This is a genomic window from Schleiferilactobacillus perolens DSM 12744 (genome assembly GCF_001435585.1).
Lineage (GTDB): Bacteria > Bacillota > Bacilli > Lactobacillales > Lactobacillaceae > Schleiferilactobacillus > Schleiferilactobacillus perolens.
Map to the genome: position 1 here is coordinate 82777 of NZ_AZEC01000004.1, position 24346 is coordinate 107122.

20 protein-coding genes and 1 tRNA gene are annotated in these 24346 nt (G+C 49.9%); 10 read left to right on the forward strand and 11 right to left on the reverse strand.

Going from position 1 to position 24346, the window contains the following annotated elements; genetic code table 11:
* Nucleotides 1-6: 6 nt before the first annotated feature.
* On the reverse strand, nt 7-951 hold the full coding sequence (locus FD09_RS05685) for an NAD(P)-dependent oxidoreductase (RefSeq protein WP_057819242.1): 945 nt from the start codon (nt 949-951) through the stop codon (nt 7-9).
* A gap of 18 nt (nt 952-969) precedes the next feature.
* The gene (locus FD09_RS05690; RefSeq protein ID WP_057819244.1) at nt 970-1317 is read right to left on the reverse strand and encodes a winged helix-turn-helix transcriptional regulator; all 348 of its coding nucleotides are present in this window, start codon (nt 1315-1317) and stop codon (nt 970-972) included.
* Between the two features lie 100 nt (nt 1318-1417).
* Here FD09_RS05690 and FD09_RS05695 point away from each other — a divergent pair, with 100 nt between their 5' ends.
* Entirely contained in the window at nt 1418-2440 is a 1023-nt protein-coding gene (locus FD09_RS05695) for a zinc-binding alcohol dehydrogenase family protein (RefSeq protein ID WP_057819246.1), read from the forward strand.
* A 57-nt stretch (nt 2441-2497) separates the two neighbouring features.
* Here FD09_RS05695 and FD09_RS05700 read toward each other — a convergent pair whose 3' ends face one another.
* Both FD09_RS05700 and FD09_RS05705 read right to left on the reverse strand, forming a co-directional pair.
* On the reverse strand, nt 2498-3334 hold the full coding sequence (locus FD09_RS05700; protein WP_083487587.1) for an aldo/keto reductase: 837 nt from the start codon (nt 3332-3334) through the stop codon (nt 2498-2500).
* A gap of 47 nt (nt 3335-3381) precedes the next feature.
* A complete protein-coding gene (locus FD09_RS05705) occupies nt 3382-4011 on the reverse strand; it encodes an NADPH-dependent F420 reductase (RefSeq protein ID WP_057819250.1) in 630 nt (209 codons plus the stop codon).
* Between the two features lie 245 nt (nt 4012-4256).
* Between FD09_RS05705 and FD09_RS05710 the strand changes: the two genes are divergently transcribed.
* Together FD09_RS05710 and FD09_RS05715 are read left to right on the forward strand one after the other, a co-directional pair.
* On the forward strand, nt 4257-8417 hold the full coding sequence (locus tag FD09_RS05710; RefSeq protein ID WP_057819251.1) for a hypothetical protein: 4161 nt from the start codon (nt 4257-4259) through the stop codon (nt 8415-8417).
* Between the two features lie 107 nt (nt 8418-8524).
* A complete protein-coding gene (locus FD09_RS05715) occupies nt 8525-9550 on the forward strand; it encodes a DUF916 domain-containing protein (protein ID WP_083487589.1) in 1026 nt (341 codons plus the stop codon).
* Between the two features lie 61 nt (nt 9551-9611).
* Here FD09_RS05715 and FD09_RS05720 read toward each other — a convergent pair.
* Nucleotides 9612-9684, reverse strand: a tRNA-Val gene (locus FD09_RS05720).
* A gap of 55 nt (nt 9685-9739) precedes the next feature.
* Nucleotides 9740-11086, reverse strand: a complete 1347-nt coding sequence (locus FD09_RS05725) for a replication-associated recombination protein A (protein WP_057819257.1) — start codon at nt 11084-11086, stop codon at nt 9740-9742.
* A 230-nt stretch (nt 11087-11316) separates the two neighbouring features.
* Between FD09_RS05725 and FD09_RS05730 the strand changes: the two genes are divergently transcribed.
* Nucleotides 11317-12969 carry an APC family permease gene (locus FD09_RS05730; protein ID WP_057819258.1) on the forward strand — a complete coding sequence of 551 codons (1653 nt, stop codon included), beginning with the start codon at nt 11317-11319 and terminating at the stop codon, nt 12967-12969.
* Between the two features lie 294 nt (nt 12970-13263).
* Here the strand turns inward: FD09_RS05730 and FD09_RS05735 are convergent, their stop codons facing one another.
* Complete coding sequence (locus FD09_RS05735) at nt 13264-14496, reverse strand: aminopeptidase (RefSeq protein WP_057819261.1); 1233 nt, start codon at nt 14494-14496, stop codon at nt 13264-13266.
* Nucleotides 14497-14746: 250 nt separating this feature from the next.
* Here FD09_RS05735 and FD09_RS05740 point away from each other — a divergent pair, with 250 nt between their 5' ends.
* Nucleotides 14747-15382, forward strand: a complete 636-nt coding sequence (locus FD09_RS05740; RefSeq protein ID WP_201782859.1) for a TetR/AcrR family transcriptional regulator — start codon at nt 14747-14749, stop codon at nt 15380-15382.
* Nucleotides 15383-15529: 147 nt separating this feature from the next.
* On the forward strand, nt 15530-16672 hold the full coding sequence (wecB, locus tag FD09_RS05745) for a non-hydrolyzing UDP-N-acetylglucosamine 2-epimerase (RefSeq protein ID WP_057819262.1): 1143 nt from the start codon (nt 15530-15532) through the stop codon (nt 16670-16672).
* Nucleotides 16673-16708: 36 nt separating this feature from the next.
* Here wecB and FD09_RS05750 read toward each other — a convergent pair whose 3' ends face one another.
* From FD09_RS05750 to ald, 3 genes are all read right to left on the reverse strand, one after another.
* Complete coding sequence (locus FD09_RS05750; RefSeq protein ID WP_057819265.1) at nt 16709-17176, reverse strand: GtrA family protein; 468 nt, start codon at nt 17174-17176, stop codon at nt 16709-16711.
* Between the two features lie 9 nt (nt 17177-17185).
* Entirely contained in the window at nt 17186-17638 is a 453-nt protein-coding gene (locus tag FD09_RS05755; protein WP_057819267.1) for a flavodoxin, read from the reverse strand.
* Between the two features lie 82 nt (nt 17639-17720).
* Nucleotides 17721-18830 (reverse strand): alanine dehydrogenase, encoded by a 1110-nt coding sequence (gene ald / locus FD09_RS05760; RefSeq protein ID WP_057819269.1) that lies wholly within the window; start codon nt 18828-18830, stop codon nt 17721-17723.
* A gap of 150 nt (nt 18831-18980) precedes the next feature.
* Here ald and FD09_RS05765 point away from each other — a divergent pair, with 150 nt between their 5' ends.
* The 4 genes from FD09_RS05765 (at nt 18981) to galU (ending at nt 23735) form a co-directional block, all read left to right on the forward strand.
* Nucleotides 18981-20447, forward strand: a complete 1467-nt coding sequence (locus FD09_RS05765) for an MFS transporter (protein WP_057819272.1) — start codon at nt 18981-18983, stop codon at nt 20445-20447.
* Between the two features lie 158 nt (nt 20448-20605).
* Nucleotides 20606-21442 (forward strand): type I methionyl aminopeptidase, encoded by an 837-nt coding sequence (gene map / locus FD09_RS05770; protein ID WP_057819274.1) that lies wholly within the window; start codon nt 20606-20608, stop codon nt 21440-21442.
* Nucleotides 21443-21753: 311 nt separating this feature from the next.
* Nucleotides 21754-22764: a YihY/virulence factor BrkB family protein gene (locus tag FD09_RS05775; protein ID WP_057819276.1), complete on the forward strand. Its 1011-nt coding sequence runs from the start codon at nt 21754-21756 to the stop codon at nt 22762-22764.
* 68 nt (nt 22765-22832) lie between these two features.
* A complete protein-coding gene (gene galU, locus FD09_RS05780; RefSeq protein WP_057819278.1) occupies nt 22833-23735 on the forward strand; it encodes a UTP--glucose-1-phosphate uridylyltransferase GalU in 903 nt (300 codons plus the stop codon).
* 306 nt (nt 23736-24041) lie between these two features.
* On the opposite strand, the gene FD09_RS05785 is transcribed toward galU, so the two are convergent.
* On the reverse strand, nt 24042-24341 hold the full coding sequence (locus FD09_RS05785) for a hypothetical protein (RefSeq protein ID WP_057819280.1): 300 nt from the start codon (nt 24339-24341) through the stop codon (nt 24042-24044).
* Between the last annotated feature and the right edge of the window lie 5 nt (nt 24342-24346).

The window sequence follows — 24346 nt, forward strand, 5'->3', positions numbered from 1 at the left end:
TCGTCATTAATAGCCCTGACTCAGATCGACTTCATTTTGGGCCAGCGTTTCGTCCTGCAAAAACTGTTGGACGTTGTTTGTAAAAATCTCTGATGCGGCATCGTTCATTTCCGCAAAGTTGCCGGAAACATGCGGAGTCATCAAAACATTGGGTAAGTCCCATAATGGTGAGTTGGCGGGCAGCGGTTCCTGCTCGTAAACGTCCAAGGCCGCCCCCCGTAATTTGCCATTCTTCAAGGCGGCAACTAAATCCGCAGTCACCACCGAAGGCCCCCGTCCGACATTGATGAAGAAGGGTTGACGGGTCAAGGTCGCAAAGAACGATTGGTTAAAGAAGCCCTTTGTCGCCGGAGTGAGGGGCATAATATTGATGATGAAGTCTGCCCGGTGTGCAAACTCAGCACTTTGCTGATCTGTACCCACTTCTGCAAAGGGGGCCACGGGTCGCCCGTGGTGGGAAATCCCCAGGACAGTGACGCCAAATGCGGCAAGAGCTTCAGCAATTTTTTGGCCAATATGGCCGGTGCCAAAGATGACTGCAGTTTTATTCGTTAATGTAAACATATTGCTGCGGACACCTTGCTGATCCCAGAAATTGGTTGGTGTCTTTTTACTGCTGGCGAAGATACCCCGGGCAAAAGCCAGGATGTAGCCGACGGTAGATTCAGCGATCGGAATCGCATGGATGCCACTGGTGTTGGCTAACATGATATGTTTAGCCCGCAGTACATCCAACGGGAAATAGTCAACGCCAGCAGAATAGGACTGAATGAAACGCAGGTCGTTGGCAGTGGCTAAAGCTGGCGCCAGATCCCGTTGCCAGCCAAAAATAGCTGTGATACCCGCCAAATTATCGTTTTTTAGATCAGAACGGTGCACAATTTGGGTACCGATGGCGGTTAATTCTTCTACAGCAGCATCCGATAAACCCATGAGGTCAAGTATACGCATAGGTGATTCCCTTTCTATTTACGAAACAGTCGTTTTTTGCAGCCGAGCATTATAGGCAGTGCCCCACACCGCCATGGCGTCGATCACTGGTGCTAAAGTGGCCCCAAACGGGGTGAGGGCATATTCAGTGGCACGGCCATCAATCGACGCAGCACTTTTCGTAATCACGTCGTCTGCTTCCAACTGTGCCAGCTGCAGCGCCAGCATCCGCGGCGATACCGACGGGATTGCCTTATTCAGGGTACTAAAACGTGTGGCATCTTGATGAATCAGATGATACAAAATGACACTTTTCCATTTCCCAGCAATGATTTGCATGGTACTTTCCACAGGACAACCTGCTGCACAATCATAAGCTTCCCGCATTGGATCACCCGCTTTCCGATGAGTTACATTTTGCTCACTTACATTTCTATAGTAAGCCGACTAACATAATCAGTGCAAGTGAGAAAGGAAGATTTCAATGATGAAAGCAATTGGTTTCACCCAACATTTACCGATTACAGATGGACATAGTCTGGAAGATATCGAATTACCTAAGCCTGCACCGACTGGTCACGACTTGTTGGTCAACGTTCAGGCCGTATCGGTCAATCCGGTGGATACGGGCACCCGCGGCGCTGGACACCGACAGTTAGCCCAGCCGAAAGTACTCGGTTGGGATGCGGTCGGGACTGTCGATGCAGTAGGAGATCAGGTGACCTTATTCCAGCCTGGAGACCGCGTTTTTTACGCCGGTAGTTACAAACGTTCTGGCAGCGATGCTGAGTATCAATTAGTCGACGAACGCATTGTGGGTCATGCCCCGCAGAAATTGACGGATGCCCAGGCGGCGGCCGTGCCACTGACTAGTCTCACAGCTTGGGAAGCCCTGTTTGAGAAACTGCATATTCCGCTGGATGACCGGCAAACCAATCAGCGGCATACCATCTTAATTATTAATGGCGCCGGTGGGGTCGGATCCATGGCCACCCAACTGGCAGATTGGGCCGGTATACACGTAATCGCGACGGCTTCTCAACCAGAGTCGATTGAATGGGTCAAAAATCATCACGCAGAGATTGTCTTGAATCATCGCCAACCACTTCCGGCGCAACTCCATGCGGCGGGGTACAAAAACGTGGACTACATTTTGAATCTCTCCCACTTGGATGAACATTGGGCAGAAATCGCGGAGATGATTCGCCCTGACGGCTGGGTGGCCGCCATTACCGAGAATCGCCGGGGGATTGATCTACAGAAGCTGACGAGGAAGCGGGCGACATTTGCTTGGGAGTGGATGTTTTCTAAATCCTGGTACGGGTATGACTTGGCTTCGCAAGGGGCCATTTTGAACCGCATTGCCGGTTTACTGGATGCCGGTACGCTGCAGGATACACTCACAAAAACATTGAGTCCGCTCAATGCCGCCAATCTGCGGCAAGCCCATGCGCTGGTGGAATCTGGCCATATGATCGGGAAAGTCGTCGTTGCCGGACCTTGGGCGTAAAGGCCATACAAAAAACCGCCACGATTGTGACGGTTTTTTCTCGTACCTGATTAATTTTTAGAATTCTTCGTACACAGCGGGATCCTGGTTGGAGTAACGACCATCTGGCCGGGTGAGACCATTGATCTTGACCATATCGTCCGCACTGATTTCGAAGTCGAAGACGTCTTTGTTTTCTTCTTGACGACTGGTGTGCGTTGACTTCGGAATAGGCAATACACCGCGTTGAATGTGCCAGCGCAGGATGATTTGACCAGCGGACTTATGATATTTGTCCGCCAATTCGTTGATTACCGGATTCTTTAGGACATTATTGGCACTGGCTCGGCCCAGCGGACTCCAAGCTTCAGTCAAAATGTGGTGGGCGTTATCATAATCAATTTGTGCCTGCTGATTGAAGTACGGGTGCAGTTCTACCTGATTAATGGCGGGCATGACACCCGTTTCTTTTTGCAACTTATCCAAGTGTTCCGGTAAGAAATTGGACACCCCGATGCTCCGGACTAAACCAAACCGTTGAGCGTCAATCAGTGCTTGCCATGCTTCGACATACAGGCCTTGTTTTGGATTAGGCCAATGAATTAAATAGAGGTCAAAGTAGTCTAAACCAGCGCGATAAAGTGACTCTTGAATGGTATTAATCGCATCTTGGCGGTGTTGATAGCGGCCAGGCAGTTTTGATGATACCAAAATGTCTTGCCGGGCAATGCCGCTGCGTTGAATGGCAGCCCCCACCGCGCCTTCATTTTCATAATTGTAAGCGGTGTCGAGCAGCCGATAACCGACATTCAAAGCGGACACCATGGCGTTGACGCCGCTGGCACCGTTAAGTTTATACGTGCCGAAGCCAATCTTTGGTAGCTGTAATCCGTCTGCGAGTGTGTATGTATCCATTCTATCCATCCTTTCAATCTTGAGCGGCTCGATTTTGAAACCCCATCTTAGTGTTTAATATTTGCTAACCGGGCCGTCATGTCTGCCTTCGTGCCAACAGAAATAAACAATGGACCATCTGACTGGGCGATGATACTGTCCCTCAAACTGCCTAAGTCGTAAGTGTCAAAACCAGCGGCATCAATTAATTTGGCGACAGTCGCTTTGGCATCGGCATTATCACTGGCGATGGGGACAGCGATCCGGCGGGCATTACCGGCGGGTTTAGGTAATGACGTGATCCGCGCCATCGCAATCGTGTTGAAGGCCTTGACGACTTTATCACTGTGCAATTGCCGCGCAACAAACTCGGAGGTGGCCTCTTCGTGCTTTTCCAGATTCATAATACTGCCATCCCGGTTGGGGAAGTAATTCGTGACATCCAAAATAATCGGATCGTTGGGAAACGGCACGGGCAATTCCCGAATCGCGAAGAAAGGCACGGCGAGCACGACTAAATCCTGCTCAGCAGCCTCTTCAATCGTCCCCGCAGTCGCCCGCGGCCCCAATTTATCGACCAACGGCTTCAGACTATCGACGCTGTGCCGGTGACTCATCACGACATCATTGCCAGCGTGGGTAAACAATTGCGCTAATGCTTTCCCCACATTACCTGTACCAATAAATCCAATTTTCATGACAACCATTCCTTTCGCGTATACTCCCTGAGCATCCCTTACACCTCTAGGATACCACCCAAGTACTAAGGTGCGCATGGGGAAAGGCCCCAGATTTAATTTTCGTATATGAAATTTCTGAAAGTTGACAATTATGTGGTGGGAAAAGCAGTACGGTAGTGATGTGATAGTTTGGCTGACTTGTGGAATATACCAGCTGAACATGGGTTAACGAAATTTTGTTATACATATGGGGGACTATGAACATGAGAAAACAACAGGGAAGGAAAACTTGGCTGCATCTGGGTGTGTTTTTATTGTCGGTGTTAGCTACTGGCGGCGTACTAGCGGGGTCAGTTGAAATGGTGGCGGCAGATACCATTGGGAACGTCGTGGATAATGCACCGGATGTGAGTGCGAATAATGGTGGGTCTTATGTGCCCAAGTTGGGCAGTGTGGATTCAAATGGTAACGCTGAGCCTAACACGCCATGGAATACATATTACATTCCTAGTTTGCAACGGGAGCGGACTGCTTCTGAAGGCTCGTTTGTTAAGTGGGGGTATAATGGCTGGATTAAAGACTCCGCCGATGGTTATGAAGGCGGTGATACCAATGACAAAGTTACGACACCTAGCTCGGCGTACGATGTGATTCAAAATATGGCAATCGGGCCATCTGACTTCACACAGACAGACAAAGAGTGGAGCGAGGGCACTATTGGGACAACGACTAATATTCAGTTTTTGGACTCCTATGCTGACCACGGGGATGCTTTCTTTTCCATTAATTATGTTGACAAAGACAATTTGATGGATGTTTCAGATTATCAAACAGCAGCGGATTTTGCACAAGGCGGGACAGCTTTAACGACTAACCGAGATAAGATGTTTATTCAGCAAGAAAATGGGCAAGATACTGTCCATTCAAAAGTTAGTGGGCCCAATTATCGACTTGCCGATGGGCAGTCGTTCAGAAATGGTTACTTACAGGTGACGGGGAATGTCCCAATTAGGGCACAACTTGCTCAATCAGAGACAACTGTGGATGGAATGTTGGCTGGTAATTGGGGCGTCATGGTTAGAGCCAAAGTTGCAAAGGGGATTGATGTCCGCTCATTTGCTGCATCAATTGATTGGAGCAAATCATATTATAATTTAAATATTGATACGGCAAAGGTGAATATCCCACTCGTGACAAATAAGCCAATTCGTGGACTCACATTTCCGCTTCAATTTGATCATCACGTTTATTTGGACCCGCATGATCCTCAGGCGTTTTTCTTAAAAGTTAAAGGTATTCCTTTTAATTTCAACACCGCAAAGTCTGGAGATCTTTCATGTGCACAAATGCTTTTACCAAAGAGTTCAGCAGACTATGCTGATTATTTGCATAATCGAATAGTACAGACAGCGAGTGATTCAGACAATGGGCAACAAAGCGCGACTACTTTGGATAGATTGACGACAGATCCAAGCCAAACTGATTACAATAGTAGTGCTGATCAGACCTCACTAGATGATGATGAGCTATCCCATGATGGAATTCCTAATTTTCCAGAGAGTACGGCGTCGAAGCTATCTAACAACTCTGTTTGGGATCCAATCGCAGGGCTCGTTAATGAAGTTGCTCCCAAAGATCCGGGTGGTTATTTCCTCCAATTATTAACGGGCCTTTTTGTCGCTAGTCCGGTTTATTCACTGGGAAATATTGGGAGAACGGTAACACTATTGAATTCACCAATTTACCCTTCCACGCGAGCGACTGTAACTGAGCCAGACGGATGGTTGAAAGCCCTATGGATTGCTCTCAATATCCCATCGCAGCTGATTCAACCACTTATTTCCTCTATTACTTCAGAGTACATGCAAAAACCGTTTTACGGCAATGCACATATTAATTTTTCCTTTGATATGTCAAAGTATCAAGGGAGTAAACAACCGCTCATTTCTGCGTTATCTGAGGGCAAATTATTTGCATCGCCATATGCAGATGGCGGTTTTAATAAAGGTGATGGCAAGGGCGATGATGGGAGCAAAGTTTCAACAGATTCAACCAATGCTAATCGTTCACCTATACAAATTTCGATGTACGATTCCTCTCAATTGGTTGATCCATATGGGACTACCTGGCATGATTCCCGTGGCCAATTCAAAATCCAAACTGGCGATAAACAGGGCACCGCATTGGACCGCACGACCAGTAAAGATCAGTACGGTAATATCGTTTATCCCAATTCGCACTTGTTGACTCAACTACAGGCGGGTACGTCACCAATGGATTATGCCGTTATAAAAGAAGATCAAGTCAATAATGGGCGGAAATATCCCACTTACACCAATTTCACTTCATGGACGGGCGCCATTGTGCCGTACGATCGCGATTATTGGGATGAAAACAGCACGCATAAGAGCAAGACAGATACGTTACACTCCGACGGTAAAATTGGTGATGATCTGAACTATCGGACGGCGACACCTGATCCAGGGTCTGATGGAATTTTGGTCAACGCGGGTATTAATAATCAATCTGTGGTCAAGTCATATACAGATCCGGGCATACCATCCGCAACCCAAGCAGGGACCATTGATCCGATGCGTTATGCCAACGTATATTCCCTGTATGACTATTCAAAGAGCACGCCGTCGCCTGTAGCTGAACCCACAGAAGTTTATGACACTACAGACAATCCGGTTAAAGTGAGTGTGAACAATGCCGATGGTGAGAACATCACGGGTACTAATGTCAATAAATCGTTGAAGAATGCAACGTGGAAATACACGGGCACCATGGGGCCAGATAATCTAGCTTTAGCCGACGCCAGTTTGGGATTGGACCAGTCATTGAATCCAACTTTGGATTTGACCCCTGAGGTGCTGCTTGCAGATCGTAAGGCGTTGGAAAGTGGTACGCAGGTAATCAAGCCGACAGGGACTTATCGGGATTCTTTGGCAAAATATACCAAGGATGGTTTTCGTACTGACTTATCCGGTACGCTCAGCCAGCAGGGCATTTTACCCACCACGGCAAAGCAGCCTTTCCAGGTAACCCCAGATACGCATGGCTTGGATATGGATTTGGAAAGTAAAGCTGGGGGCAGACAGCATCCATCACAAATCCACCAAGACGATACATTTGATTTAGCTTCGGACGATACAGCTTCCTTGAAATATCAAGCACCCGTGACTGGTGCAGCATCTGACTATTTCTTCGATCACATTGTCAAGTTTGCACGCTTAGCAGATGTGCATACGGTGACTGGATACACTGTCCCTAAGTACGATCCGAGCAAAGTCGCGTCATCCGCGCAAACAGATGATTGGCTTGAGCCACAAACATATGATCAGGGCAATGAGAGCTATGTTCAAGACAACAACTTTCTATTACTGAGCCAGAACGGCTTAAATGATTCGTATTTACTGAAGAAGTCATTTTCCGAAACTGGCAACCCAACGACACACATTTTAACCGGTGAACAGGAAACTGTTGGGGTGACAACGACCGCGACCAAGAATCCAAAGAAGGATGGCACAAAGTCATTCGTTGTCCGAATTCCCAAGATCCCTGGCACGACGGTGAGTGATTTCAACGTGACCACTGCTGGTGCTTCTGTCGGTGATCAAGTGGATACAGGCGGCTGGATGGGGGACAATTTTGTCAGTTACCCAGTCACGTTTACCACAGTACCGGAGACAATCACCTGGACATACAAGTATCAAATTGCCAGTGCCGCAGATTCCGCGAAAGTACCGCTGCTCACTGAATACATGGATCTGCTGTTGGACTCCGACAACAACATGTTTGGGGAATCCAATGGGATCGACTTTAATGTGTATCGTAATCCATCGTTGACACATGTACCGACTTTAGATTTTGGAGAACATAGTCTTCCCAAGACTAAAACAGATACTGGCCAAACATCCTATGGGTTGAATACTAAGAATTCAGACGCACTGAAGGATGCACAGTTTACAGTGGTTGATAATAGTACCACCATAGCGGGTCAATCATCGTGGCGACTCTTGATGGCCATGAGTCCGTTTGTGAATGGTGCTAGTTCTCATAATGACTGGCAAATCGACTGGGGCGAGCCGTCCACGAGTACGAGTGTAGGCGATAAAGAGCAGCAACCATCAGATTATCAAGATCCAACACAATACACACCAACACCTGCGCAACCGTTACCCAAGGATGAATGGTGGCAATATTACAACCACCAGGCACAGGATCTAAATTCTGATTGGAGTTCGAAGCAGCTGTATTATTTGAATCGCTTGCACGAAAAAGATGTGGATGCACGAAAGGGATTAACACGGTACTATCCAAGTGCACAACTAATTTTACCAGCAGGCAGCGACAATCCAATCGGCGGCCAGTACAAGGCGACAATTCGGTACACGTTAGGATCGAGATCAGACGGCATCTGATCTACTGAATGAAAAACAATCTCCCGGGTTTGATCCGAGAGATTGTTTTGTCTGGCACAATCGCGACCTGGTACAATTAAAATAGTCGAAATGAACGGGGGAGTACGATGCGACGATTTCGAAATAGATGGATTGGTTGGTTGGTTCTTTTAGTGGCTTTCCTCGGTTTGGGCACGCCGATCGTGCACGGCGCCAGTAGTCAAAAGTCCTATGCGATCAATGTCATCCTACCGTCAACGCAAATGAACGCTCAGTTGCAGTACTGGCAGTTAAAATTACCCCCAAAAACGGAGCAGACCTTGCAAACGCAGGTCATCAATACCGGCAAAGAGAAGATCACAGTCCGGGTGCAGGCAAACAATGCCACGACCAGCACCAATGCTGTCGTGATCTATTCGTCCACCCAGAAAGATATTTACCCCCGTGCAGCCGTGAGTTTTGCTTCGTTGATCCAAGGCCCGCGTACGCAGTCGGTGACTTTAGATCCGAAGCAAAGTAAAATTGTGACCTTCAAGCTGAGGACGCCATCCAAAGATTATGATGGTGTGATCCTCGGGGGTATTTATACAGTGGCCACTGTGTCACCTGCCGATGCGCAAATCCGCACGGAAGTGGCATACAAGAAGAGTGTGGTGCTTCAGGGCAAAGACATGAATGTGAAGCCCACTGTGAAGTTTGGTCAAGTTCAGCCCGTGGTCCAAGCGGGTAAACTGGCGTTAGCACTGCCAGCCACCAACAACAAGGCGATGTACGCCGATGGGGTGACCACGGATCTGACGGTGACCAACCGCACGACGGGCAAGAAAGTTTTTCATAGTGCTGGAGTAGATTTGAAGTTTGCCCCAAATTCCCAGTGGCAATGGACTTTTCCCATTAAAAATCTACCCGGTGGCGATTATCATCTGCGCCTTGTGACAGCTGGTCGAATTCTGAAACGGCAGGTCGTCAATCAGGACTTTAGCATCACTGGCGCCCAAACCAGCCAGATGAACGCTTACAACACGTCCCATCAGGATCAAATGAAGCTCGTTTGGATCGTCATCGGTATCCTAGTCGTGGTGCTGCTTGTGGCGACATGGGTATATCTGTATTACCGGTCGCGGAATCGGGCGATCAAGCGCCGGACGAAGTAACAAAAAAGGTCAGCCTGCAAATGAATTGCGGACTGACCTTTTTGTACACTGGTAAAAAATATGGAGATTACAGGGCTCGAACCTGTGACCCCTTGCACGTGAAGCAAGTGCTCTCCCAGCTGAGCTAAACCTCCAAGAACCAACATCTATAACTATAAAACTTACAGCTAAAAATGCAAGGGTACCGGGTCACTTTTTTTCGTCGGGCGGGCTGTCTGTGTCATGTTTGGCGTGCCAAGCTTCGATTTGGGCCAAGCGGGCGGCAAATTTCACCTCGGAGCCTTGGTCGGTGGGGTGATAATAATGGTGGCCAACCAGGTTGTCCGGCATGGTCTGCATGTTGGTGATTTTATCCTTGGTGCTGTGGGCATACTGATAGTTTTCACCGTAGTGCAGATCCGCCATGAGCTTAGTCGGCGCGTTGCGCAATTGCAACGGCACTGGTTCAGCCACGGTGGCCTGGGCGTCTTTCTTGGCGGCATCATAGGCGGTGTAAGCGGCGTTGGACTTTGGGGCTAAGCTCAGATAAATGACACACTGGGTCAAATTCACAGAACATTCCGGCATGCCAATGAAATGAGCGGCTTGATATGCCGCCACGGCAATTTCCAATGCCCGGGAGTCGGCCAACCCAATATCTTCACTCGCAAACCGGATCAGTCGGCGAGCGACATACAACGGATCTTCGCCGCCCTCCAGCATTCTGGCGAGCCAATACACGGCGGCGTCGGGGTCACTGTTGCGCATGGATTTATGTAATGCTGAAATGATGTTGTAGTGTTCCTCGCCTTTTTTGTCGTACAGCAGTGATTTTTTGCCCAACAAGGGGACTAACACCTGCTTGGTTAAAGTGATGCCGCCCTGTTTATTCTTTGGGCTATTGAGCACGGCCATGGCCAAAGTATTCAGCGCAATTCGGGCATCACCGTTGGCAAATTCGGCCATGATTTGCAAAGCGTCGTCATCAATCTGCACTTTTTGCGGCCCCAATCCCGCCGGACTGGCAATCGCTCGTTGAATAATGGCGGTGATGTTCTCTGTGGTGAGCGGGTGCAGCACGAAGACTTTGCACCGGGAGAGCAGGGCGGAGTTGATCTCAAATGATGGATTCTCGGTGGTTGCCCCGATCAGAGTGATACTGCCTTTTTCGACGAAGGGTAAAAAGGCGTCCTGCTGGGCTTTGTTAAACCGGTGAATTTCATCCACAAAGACGATGGTGTGCTCGCCAAATTGCCGGTTGCCCTCGGCCGTCTTCATCACGTCGCGGATTTCTTTAATCCCGCTGGTGACGGCGGAGAATCGGATGAAGTGGGCCTTGGTTTGGGCGGCGATGATCTCCGCCAATGTGGTCTTGCCAGTGCCAGGCGGGCCCCAGAAAATTAGAGAAGGGACATCGTCATGGGCGATCATTTCCCGCAACGCACTGTTTTCGCCCACCAACTGGTCTTGACCAATGAAATCAGCCAGTGTCTGGGGGCGCATGCGGGCGGCCAAGGGTTCATGGGCCGTGTTCACAGAGTCGAATAATGACGCCATTACGAATCATCCTTTCTAAGTTGAAAAAAGTTTTGAAAATGTCTTGATTTTCCAGTAAAATCAAGTGGAAATTGCGCACTTATATATTGGGAGGACAGCCATCGTGCACAAGATAGATTATCGAAATAAACCACCGGGTCAAGTATCGGCATCTGCATAATGCCCGTTTCTGACGGCTGGTAAAACCGAACGTTCACCAGCTAAGCACGCCATTTTGGAGGTAACGCAATATGCAAGACGATACACCCACCAAGAACCATTACATCCCATGGATCGTGGTGGCCTTGATGGATTTCGTGACCGTGATCGGTTTCGACGATATTATTTATAACTTTCAGAATCAAGGGCTGGTGGCTGTCACCAGCTGGGTTCTGATGACCTTCCTGTACGTGATTCCTTACTCCTTGATCGTAGCACATCTCGGGTCGACCTTCAGCCGCGACGCGGGGGGAATTACGAGTTGGGTGCGGGAAACGAACGGCGACTTGATCGGTTATTTTGCCGCCTGGTTCTACTGGATCACCGGGTTGCCATACGTGGTCGATGTGGCCAATTCTGTGGTTGTTTCCTTTGGCTGGATGGCCAATGGGGACGGGGACATTCAATCGCATATGAACAACGCCTGGTTCGGCCTGTTGACCGCCGTGGTCTTTGTCTTCTTCATTTGGTTCCAAAGCCGCTTCAAGAACAAGTCTTTGGAAATTATGTCGGTGATCGGCGGTGGGGCGATGTTTATCATGACAGTGCTCTTTGTCTTCATGACCATCGCCGGCTTGAGTGCGGGTAACCCCATCAAGACCCAACCGTTCAACTTTGGGGCGTTTTTACCCAAACATTTCAACCTGCAATTCTTGGCCACCTTCGCACTGTTCATTTTTGCCATGAATGGTTCAGAATTAGCGGCGCCTTATACGGCAGACATGAAGCACCCCAGCCGAGATTTCCCCAAAGCATTGAAGCTGATCGCTGTCATGACCATGTTCATGACGCTATTGGGCACCTTCTCGTTGGGGGTGTACTTCAATGCCCATCATCTGCCCAATGATTTGAAAATGAACGGGTCGTACTATGCGTTTCAGGCGATCGGTCGGCAGTTTGGTTTGGGCAATATTTTGCTTTATCTGTTCGCTGGTGTCCAGTGTATATACATGCTGGCCCAACTGGCGGTCATTTTGGACGCCTCAACACGGGTGTTCCTCGGGGATATGGCCAAGAAATACATGCCCACGCAATTGACGAAGGTCAACGAGGACGGTTTGCCGATCAACGGCTACTGGATGACGACGATTCTATGCGGCATTATCATGGTCGTCGCCGGATTCCTGCCCCAAATTAATGATATTTTTAATTGGTTATTGAACCTGAACGGCATTGTCTCGCCGTTCTCCACGTGCTTCTTGTTCTGGGCGTTCATGATGGTCCGCCTGCATTCCGATCGGTATCCGACACCGAGTTATACCTATTTAAAGAATGACAAAGTCGGATTTGCCGTCGGCACTTGGATGTTTGCGATCACACTGTTCTTCGCCATCATGGCCTTCCAGCCGGTGGATGCAAAACCAGGAACGAACTTGTATACTTGGTCGCTGATTTTGAACATCGTGGTGACGATCGGCATGATCATGCTCGGGGTACTCATGCCCTGGATCGCCAAACGCCAACGCCAAAAGGGTTTGGCATTCGGCCGTCCCACCTGGTACCTGGCCACAGCACTATTGCTAGTTGGTGGTGTCGCCATCTTTAGCTACGGCATCTACCAAGAAATCGTCCCCGCCAGCTTCGGCATCTGGCGCATCGTGATCACCATCCTCGTCGACATCGCCGTCGCCTGGTGGTCCCTCAAAGTCACCGCCAACGGCCGCCATCAAGTCATCGCAGAATAATAAGACTTTGAACCATACTAAAACGAGAACTATGGCTAATTTTTGCCAAGGCTCTCGTTTTTTAGTGCCGTATGGATTTACGAATCACGATACAGGTAGTGCCAATGCGGAGCAAGCGGAGGCTGAAATGGGGCTCAGCTGTGGAAACCGCAATAAACTTGCCCCGGTCCTGGGCAAGTTTATATGCGGTTAGGCGACTTTGAGACCGCGTTCCTCAGCGGGCTCAAAGCGCCGTCACAGCGTTCCAGCCCCATTTCAGCCGGAGATTGCGCAGCATTGGCACGGCAGGCAGGCTTAAGCCCAGTCTCCATGCCGGAACACCGGCACACTGCTCCCATCCCCTTTGATCCCATCAATAGCCATATCCGCACTCCCAACCATGAAGTCCACATGAATCAAACTCCGGTTAATCCCCGCCGCCAGCAACTGCTCATCATCCATCTCAGTGCCACCAGCCAACGAAAACGGGTACGCCGCCCCCAACGCCAAATGGTTCGACGCATTTTCATCAAACAACGTATTAAAGAACGTAATCCCCGACTGCGAGATCGGTGACGGATCCGGGACCAACGCCACTTCACCCAATGATCGCGCTCCCGCGTCCGTATTCAACAAGTGCTGTAAAACGTCTTCCCCCTGTGCAGCCTGTGCCTTCACGACGCGGCCGTTAGCAAATTCAAACCGCATTCCGGTCAATGTTTGGCCGCTATAGGACAACGGCTTGGTGGCTGTGACGTAACCATTGATGCGGTTCCGATCCGGTGCCGTAAACACTTCCTCGGTGGGCATATTCGGCACAAATCGTTCACCCTGGGTATTTTGAGAAGAGGCCGCCTCCCAGACGTGGTGGGCCGGCAAGCCAATATGCAAATCGGTCCGGGGAGAGGTGTAGTGCAATTCAGTGAACTGCTGGTCATTTAACCACTGCGCTTTCTCTAGCAGCAGAGCAATGTGTTTATCCCAAGCGGCTTGATAGTCCGGGGTATCCAGCCGGACGGTTTTGAAGATCGCAGCCCACAACTTGGCGGTGGCAGCTTGTTCGTCCAGCTCAGGGAAAACTAATTTTGCCCACGCCGGACTGGCGGCAGCCACGACGGTCCAGCTTACCTGATTATTCTGGGTGGCGTCCCGCAACGGCCGCAGAACCGATCCCTGGGCTTGCCGAAACTTGGCGATCCGCTGGGCATCAATACCGGTCAGGTTGTTGGGATCACTGGACACCACAGAGATCCGCTTGGCGTGGTGGGATAACCAGTAGTTGATCTTCTCACCTTCATAGGCCGGGATCGCCAGCAGACGTTCTTCCGGTTGATGCAGCATGTTTTGCCGGGCAATGGCATCATTTTGCCAGGCCACTTGCACTTCGGCGGCACCGTGGGCATAGCTGGCGGCCACGATCAGTTCGGCCAACTGGGCTTGGTCTGTATTAATTTGCAGTACCACCGTATCGTTTGGTTGCACATTGACCCCGAACGTCACAATGAGGTTGGCATACCGGGAAAGCTGTTCTGACAAGGAAAATGACATAAAAATCCTCCATTCATAACGTGTTCAAGTGACTTTTAGTATAACATGCCGCGAAAAAAGTACAGATGTTCGTTAATTACCCCAAAATAATAGTTAAAAAACGGTTGTTAACTTTACAAGATGTGATAATATAACAGTGGAAGCAATTGCAATAACTGTTGCCGTTGCTCTGAGGAGTTTCGGGGTTTGTTGAGTGGACGGATTTTCATATTGAAAAATAACGTTGGAATGCAAAAGAGGAGGCGCCCCCATGGCTCGTAAAAAGACGATTACGAAGGACATGATTTTAACCAGTGCCTACAACTTAGTCGTCAACGAAGGATTCAAGAGCTTTACGGCCCGCAACATTGCAAAATCGATGGGCTGTTCAACCCAACCCTTGTATCTGGAATTCAGTTGTATGGATGATTTGAAGGAAGCGGTAATCAAGAAGATTCAGGATTATCTGCGTCAGGATGTTTTTAACCGGCACTATACCGATGATCCGCTGATTGATCTTAGTCTGTCTTATGTGGATCTTGCGCGCAACGATAAACAACTTTATCGGGCAATTTATATTGAGGACCATTTTGGGCACGATGCCATGCGCCGTTTTTCTTACGATTTAGGCATGGAACGCCTGCAGCTTTATCCCAACGTCGACCACCTCACCGAACGCCGTAAGAATGACATCATCACCGGCAATTGGATCATTTCCACCGGTATTTCTGCCTTAGTGTCCGCTGGCTACTTGGATATTACGCAGGAGCAGATGATTCAGATCCTCACGGCCCAAATCAACGACTTTATTAACACGGACCGGTTCCAAAGCAACGATTGCACGCCGATGCATGCCTTTCAATCCTCCAGTGCGAAGGATGTCCATCCCCGGCTGAATATTCGTTAACGTCAATGACACTGTTGTGGAAGGTGCGATTTCTGCGACAGTGTTTTTTTGTGTTTTCGCAAAGACCGGGTAACCTGGTTGGTTCAGTTCCAGACAACCGGTATAATGAACTTTGAATTGAGTGTTTAGTAGAAAGTGGGTATCGTCTTGGCAAAAGTAAAAGTGATGACGGTGTTTGGCACCCGGCCGGAGGCTATCAAAATGGCCCCGGTGGTGCTGGCGCTGAAGAAACGGACCGATGAATTCATTCCGGTGACCGTCGTGACCGGGCAGCATCGGGAAATGCTGCAGCAGGTGCTGGATATTTTTAAAATCAAACCGGATTACGATTTGAATATCATGCATCAAAATCAAACGTTGGCGGATATTACGACCCGTGTCTTGGAGAATCTGGGACCCATCGTGATCAAGGAAAAGCCAGACATTTTGCTGGTGCATGGGGATACCACCACGACTTTTGCGGCTGCCACCGCTGCCTTTTACCAACAAGTCGCCATCGGCCATGTGGAAGCCGGGCTGCGCACGTGGAATAAATACTCACCGTTCCCGGAGGAAATGAATCGGCAATTGACCGATGTCCTGGCAGATATGTATTTTGCGCCGACGACCACCAGCCGGGATAATTTATTGAAAGAAAACCACCCGGCTAAAGAGATTTATATCACCGGGAATACCGCCATTGATGCGTTGCAGTATACGATTCATGACGATTATCACCACGCCGTGTTGGATCTGGTGGATCCGCAGAAGCGGATGATCTTGGTCACCATGCATCGCCGGGAAAATCAGGGCGAACCGATGCAGCGGGTCTTTAAAGTGATGCGCCGAGTCATCGACAGTTATGATGATGTCGAAATCGTTTATCCGGTCCATCTGAATCCCGTGGTGCAAAAGGCCGCCCACGATATTTTGGGGAACGACCCGCGGATTCATTTGATTGATCCTTTGGACGTGGTGGATTTCCACAACCTGGCTGCGCGTAGTTACTTTATCATGAGTGATTCCGGCGGTGTTCAGGAAGAAGCGCCGGCATTGGGTAAACCCGTGCTGGTTTTGCGGGATACGACGGAACGGCCGGAAGGGGTCGCCGCGGGCACCCTGAAACTGGTGGGTACGCAAACGGCGGAGGTTGAGTCCGCCATGCGCCAGTTACTGGATGATCCGACAGAATACAAAAAAATGGCGGAAGCCAAGAACCCATATGGTGACGGCCACGCCACCGAGCGGATTCTGGACGCCATCCTGTATCAATACGGCGATCGGCAAGAACGACCGACTGAATTTAAGTAACAATCAACGAGACGAAAAAAGCGCAGCGAGCAGAAATTACTCGATGCGCTTTTTTGCGTCCCGCCGTTGCCTGATTCGTTCTGCGGCAAAATGATTTTGCTTCAGAAAAGTCCAGCGCGACGTGGCGTAATTGAACAGACCGACCAGGATTTGATCCCCGATCTTAGTCCACATACTGGGAATGTGAATGAGGGAAATACCGACAAACATGATCACATTATCGGCCACCAGCGATAACAGGCGGAAACCGAGGAAAGACACCGCTTCACTCGTCACCACCAGCCAGTCATCATAGCGGCTATGGAAAACCAATGATTTGGTCAACAAGAACGACACGATGTTGCCAATCAGCCAGGCAATGTTGTTGCCAATGATGTATGGCCATTGCCATACATGGGTAAACAGGAAATAGACCCCGACATTCACCGCAGAAGCGATGAAGCCATAAAACGTATACCGTAAAAAGTGGCGGTAGCGATGATACAGCGCATGCCAGTTGACCATTTAATCACCCTAGTTCTCGGCGTGATAGGCGGCTACCAATTTGTCTGCGAAGTCATTCAGTGCTTCAATGTCGTCTTCTTCCGGGGCCAAATCCACTTTCACGACGGGTGCCCCTTCCTTGGCGCCGGTCTTTTTGAAGGCCTCCGCAAAGTCATCCACAGATTTGGCAAAATCATCATAGAAAGTATCGCCAGAGCCGGCACAACCAAAGATTTTGCCGCTCAGATCTTCCTCTTGTAAGTCCTCAAAAAAATCGACTGCTTCGTCGGGCAGTTCGCCGTCGCCATATGTGTAGGTGACCACGATACAGATGTCGTAGTCTTCAAATTCCGCCGCATCGGTTTGGGAGATCTCTGATACGTCGATATCGACATTCAGGTTTTCAAAGGCTTCTTCCAAGACGTCGGCGATTTCTTCGTCGTTCCCAGTCATTGAAGCATACACAATTTTGGCACTTGCCATTCCAATTCCTCCGATTGCTGATGAATTTCAGCTTAAATAGATACCAAAATTATAGCAAACAGAGCAAGGAAAGCAATTTTGATCAAATTAATTGATTGAGCGGCGTGAAATCAAGACCGATGTCGGCGGCGGCTTGGCCCAAAGTGAGGTGGCCGTCATAAGTGATGGTGCCGCGGTACAGGTCCTTGTTTTCTTTCAACAATGCCGGTAAAGGCTTCGCGGCCAGCAACTGCGCATAGTGAATCGTGGCGTTGCTCAGGGCATAGGTAGCCGTTTGCGGTACTGCCCCAGGCATGTTGGCCACGGCATAGTGAATGACGCCTTCGTTCACATAAGTGGGGTCATCCCAGGTCGTGACTTTACTGCCGGTTTCAAAAATACCGCCTTGGTCAATGGCAATGTCAACAATCACAGAACCATTCGGCATATCGTGGACCATTTGGCGACTGACTAACGTTGGTGCCCGGTGACCAGGCAGCAAGACTGCACCAATGGCAACATCTGCCGTCAGCAAGGATTTGGCAATATTACTGGTGTTAGAAAGCAAGGTTTGGACCCGGCCATTAAATTGTTCATCAATTTCCTTCAGCCGATCCACGTTGATATCTAAGATGGTAACTCGGGCGCCCAGACCCAACGCTACCCGGGCGGCGTTGGTCCCAGCGACCCCGCCGCCGATGACGACAACGCGACCCTTGCGGACACCGGGGACACCGGCCAGCAGGATTCCTTTACCGCCATTATTCTTTTGCAGGTACTGGGTACCGATTTGGGCAGCCAGACTACCGGCAATTTCACTCATGGGGGATAGCAACGGTAAAGAGCCGTCATCTTTTTGCACGTTTTCGTAAGCCACACTGTTGACCTTTGCCTTTAACAACGCTTCGGCCAGCGGCTTATTGGCGGCTAAGTGCAGGTACGTATAAAGCAATAACCCCGGCCGCAGGAAATGATATTCAGATTCGATCGGTTCCTTGACCTTCATCACCATGTCACTGGCCCATACGTCAGCAGCGCTGGCTAAGGTGGCCCCCACCTCTGCGTAAGCCTCATCGGGGATACCAGAACCAATTCCGGCCCCGTGTTCCACATAAACAGTGTGGCCGTCATGAATCAATTCGTGGACGCCCTCAGGGGGCAGCGCGACTCGATTTTCATTATTCTTGAGTTCTTTCGGAATTCCAATTTGCATACATACCACTCCAATTCTTACTTCTACCATAGCGTAAGTGTTTTCAAAACGCAAAATCGACAACGCTGCGGCAATTCAATCGCTTTCAATAATAACGGCTGTTGTGCTATTCTAAGAGTAATTAAATAACGTGGGCATGGGGGCTTGGACATGGCGAAAACAAAACAACGGTCGCGGTTTTTGCAGATGTTGATTGATTCCTTTAGTTTCAAGAGTTCTGGACTTTCTTTTACTCAAAAGCTCAAGATATCCTTACCGGCACCGATTCTGTCGGTCAGCCAGGTAATCATTCATCAGGTGTACATCAAGTACTATACCGATGTGATCGGTCTTAGTGCTGGCTTGGTGGGGCTGGTTTACTTAATCTACAATATTTGGAATGCCGTCAACGATCCGCTGATTGGGGCGTTGATCGATCGCCAGCCGTACAATCCCAAACATGGGAAGTATGTGTATTTGTTGCACGTCACCGTACCATTCATGATGATCACTACTTTGGCCATGGCGTTCACCCAGCCCAGTTGGAGCCAATGGGCGAAATTTGGCGTATTCACCGCCGAGCTGTTCTTCTTCGATACTGCCGCGACGGCCTATGGGGTGGCGTATGGGTCCTATGTGCAGATCGCCGCACCAACCAAGGAAGAGCGGTTGGACATTGGCACGATTGGCAACTATTTAACCTATGCGATGTCCTTTTTAGCTGCAATGATTCCCACTTTATTGCTATTCCGCGGGGGCAACAAATCATTATTTATCCCGGTATTATCCATCGTCGTGGCCGTCCAAACTGTGGTCTTCATCCTGGCGCTGCGGGGGTTGAAAGATACTCCGGAAATGTATGCCACGCTGAAACCGGCCAAACGGAACAATAAAGAAACCTTGAGGGCGTCCTGGCAAATCATCAAGTCCCGGCCGTTCCTCACGAGTATCGCGTACAGCATCATCGCCATGAGTGCATTGGGCTATTATTCCACATCGTACTTGTATTACATGGATGCGGTGATTCACGCGAAGGGCACCACCGCGACCTTGCTGGGCTTTATTACCCACCTGATTGCGTTGGCGCTGATGCCGTTGATGAACTATTTTGTGAAAAAGTGGGGAACGAAGATCAACATCTATATCGGCATGATTCCGGTCACCATTGGTTATTTGGGATTGACCGTTGCCCATACGGTGGGGGAAGTTTACATTTATTACGGTTTGATCGTCTTCTGTACGATTTACTTCGCCACTGCCGCGGCCCCCATGAACGCCTTGATCATTGATGAAGACGAATGGCGCACCGGCGTGCGGAAAACCGGTTTATATAGCGGTCTGTTTTCCATCTTCAATACGTCGTTGGCCAGCATTCAGATGGTTTTGTTTACCACGATCATGAGCCGGACCGGCTATGACGGGACCAAAGCGGTGCAAAGTGCCGCGGCCATCCGGGGGTTACGCTTTGCCACCGGTATTTTGCCCCTGATCTGTATGTGGATCGGGCTGATTGCCATTATTCTGTATCCCTTTGATCGGAAAAAGGAGCGGCAAATCTCTGCGGAGAGTCGCAAGATGCGGCAAACGGTGCGCACCGACACACCGCCTGCGCAGCAATCTGCCGATGGTCAACTCTAAGCAGGCAGATTCGTTGCAACTTTTGCACGAATGCGTTTTAATGGAGCAACATTGATGAAAATGGTCACTGACGATTGGTCGGCATACCTCAAGACGGAGGTGTTTTGCCCGTTCTTATGCTATAATCGCCATTGAAACAAACAAGGAGGAATCGACGGTTGATTACATTAAAATCACCTCGCGAATTGGACGGTATGCAGCGGTCAGCGCAATTATTGGCGGCGACCCATATCGGTTTACGGGACATTATCAAGCCTGGCATCTCCGCATGGGAGATCGAAGAATTTGCTGACCATTTCATTACGAGTCATGGCGGCAAGCCTTCCGAAAAGGGCTTTGAAGGATATAAATATGCGACGTGTGTCGCGGTCAACGACGAAGTCGCCCACGCTGAGCCCCGTAAGAATTTAATCTTACGCAGCGGCGACGTGGTGAAAGTCGACATGACCGTGAATTTGGACGGTTATGAGAGTGATTCTTGCTGGGCCTATGCGGTGGGCAAACTCTCATTAGAGGATCAACACTTGATGGCGGTCACGCATCGCGCACTGTACTTAGGTATTGATGCGGCGCAGGTGGGTAACCGGATCGGTGATATTGGTTATGCGATTCAGAGCTACGTCGAAGGCGAAGAAGGCATGGGCGATGTGCGTGATCTGATCGGTCATGGCATTGGCCCGACGATGCATGAAGCACCCAACGTACCGCATTATGGCGAACCGGGCCAGGGTTTGCGGTTGCGTAATGGGATGACAATTACGATTGAGCCGATGGTGAACTTGGGGACTTGGAAGATTAAGTCGAAGACGCTGCCCGGTGATACTTGGGAATATTATGTGTCTGCGGATGAGTCGAAGTCTTGCCAGTATGAGCATACTTTGGTGATTACGAATGACGGGCCGAAGATTTTGACGAGTCAAGATCCGGAGTTTGATGCGAAGTATTTGTATAATGGTGTGACTGAGAACCCGTTTGTGGAGAAGGTTGCGAAGTAACTAGGTGCGTCCAGGCCGTGCCAATGCTGCGCAATCTACGGCTGAAATGGGCTGGAACGCTGTGACGGCGCTTGAAGCCCGCAAAGTGCGCGGTTTTCAAGACGCCTAACCACATCCGCGCGCAAAAACCGCGCGCGGTGTGGTTTCCACAGCTGAGCCCATTTCAGCCTCCGATTGCTCCGCATTGGCACTGGATATGGCGGGATTCTGACTATTGTCAGAGTCCTGTTTTTTTATGCTTCAGGGGGCGGGGGAGCGTCTTTCTCTGGTAGAATTAGAGGAGTAGATCAATAGTAGAGAAGGTGACAGTGATGGCGAGGCGGGGGTTTCCGCATTATCGGTTGATGCATGCGACGGGGGCGAAGCGGCAGGTGGTGCCGGGGTTTGTGACAACGGCGCGGCCGCGGTCTAAGTTTGCGTTGGTGGGCGACTTTTTGAATGCTGTGATTGCGCGCTTTTCGGAGCCGGGGGTGATTACGGCACCGCCGATGATTACATACTATTTATTGTTATCCGTTTTCCCGTTGATCATTGTCATCGGGAACATGCTGCCAATGTTTGGATTGACGCCGGAATTTGCTTTGAGTTATTTGAACCCGGTGGTTCCGCGCAGTATTTTGAATGCGCTTGAACCGGCCGTCATTGCATTGTTGCAGGATCGTTCCGGCAGCTTGCTGTCCTTTGGTATTGTGACCACGCTGTGGACTGCCAGTCGGGGGTTCAATGCCATGCGCAACGCGATGAATTATGCCTATGGGTTGCCGCCGGCGGCCAGTACTCGACAAAGCTTGATCAATTTTCTGGGCCGGCGCCTGTTCAGTTTTGTCATTACGCTGGGGTTTGTGCTTGCCCTCGGCGTGTTAATGGTGCTCTTTATTTTCGGCGGTCAGTTTCTAGAATGGCTCACGCCGATATTGCGGCTCCCTGTGGCGTGGTTAGCGACTTATCGGACCTTACGCTGGCCGGTGGCAGTGGGCGCCATTTTGGTTTTAACAATGATGTTGTACTTTTTACTGCCTAACGCCCGAATCTGGTGGTGGACGATCTTTCCGGGGACAATCGTGTCTACCGGCGGCATTCTACTGTTATCCCAAGGATTCTCCATTTACATGCGTTACTTTGGGACGGGTTGGAACTCCTATGGCCGGATCGGGACGATCATGATCGTGCTCTTGTGGATCAACTGGTCGGCCACCATTTTTGTCTTTGGGGCGGTGGTCAACGCCATTACGCAAGAAGTCCGTCATGGTGAATCGGAAGTCAGCGCGGGCCGAATTGCGGATTTACGAAAAATTCACAAAAGACACATGGCAAAGCGGTAGTTTTTTACCCCTATTACCGTTATGATGGTTTTATACCGTTACATTAAAAAGTGAGGACTGATTAATCAATGAAGGTACGCAAAGCAGTGATTCCGGCCGCCGGGTTCGGTACCCGTTTGTTGCCGGCTACAAAGGCAATGGCTAAGGAAATGTTTCCCATTGTTGATAAACCGACGATTCAATTTATCGTTGAAGAAGCCAAGAAATCGGGGATCGAAGACATTTTGATCATCACTGGCAAAGGCAAACGACCCATTGAGGATCATTTTGACTCTGCTCCCGAGCTGGAAGAACAATTGCGTTCGCAACACAAGGATCATTTATTGAAACTTGAACAGGAGACCACGAACATTGGGGTCAACCTGTACTTCATCCGCCAATCCTACCAACGCGGTTTGGGGGATGCAGTCCGTTTAGCGAAGTCCTTTGTCGCCAATGAACCATTCGTCGTCATGTTGGGCGATGATTTGGCCATGAGCGATGTGCCGCTGACTAAGCAATTGATGGATGATTATGAGAAGACCCATGCGTCCACTTTGGCGGTCATGCGGGTACCTCATGATGAAGTGTCTAAGTACGGGGTGATCAATCCCACTTCAGAAATGGAACCTGGCTTGTATAACGTCAAGAATTTCGTGGAGAAGCCGCCGGTGGATAAAGCGCCCAGTGATTTGGCCATTATCGGTCGGTATCTGCTGAATCCAGAGATCTTTGATTTGCTGGATACGCAGGAACCTGGCCGGGGCGGTGAGATTCAACTGACGGATGCAATTGATCGGTTGAACAAGACGCAGCGGGTGTTTGCTCGGGAGTTTACGGGTAAGCGGTATGATGTCGGTAATAAGTTTGGTTATGTGCAGACGACGATTGAGTATGGTTTGCAGCATCCGGAGATTAAGGATGAGCTGCATGCGTACTTGAAGAAATTGGTGGCGGGGTTTGATGATGCACCGGCGCCAAAGAAGAAATAACCAATATTTGTGAATTTGAAGGGGCAGCCGTGATGGCTGCTCTTTTTTTGGCCCCCAGGCGGCCGCCAATGCTTCGTAATCTCCGGTGGCAGGGGGCTGCGACGCGCAGCTAGTGCGTAGCCGCAGGCGTAGCTAGCTGTGACGGCGGTTTGAGCCCGCAAAGCGCGCGGTCTCAAACACGCCTAACCACATCCGCGCGCAAAAACCGCGCGCGGTGTGGTTTCCACAGCTGAGCCCCCTGCCACCTCCGATTACTACGCATTGGCTATCCCCGACTCACCACTGAATTTGCGCTAGAAAAGATGTTCAACCCAGCCAAATATGTTTGTTGACTAAGCGAAAACCAAAGATCAGGACTGGTCCCTCCTTGGTGATCACATTGATTTGGTCGGTGGGGCGGTTAGCTTCTTTTAGGAGGGCGGTGAGTTCCCATTGGCGGCGGGGGTGTCCGGTGGGGTCGAGGTGGAAGAGCGCGGCTGGGGTTTCCACGTTGGATTTCGTCCAGCTGATTTCGGTGACGGGGATGGGTTTGCCTTTTTGGTCAAAAAAGATGGGCACATTGGGCCGGATATCGGCCATTAATAATAACAATTCACCCACATGCATAATGA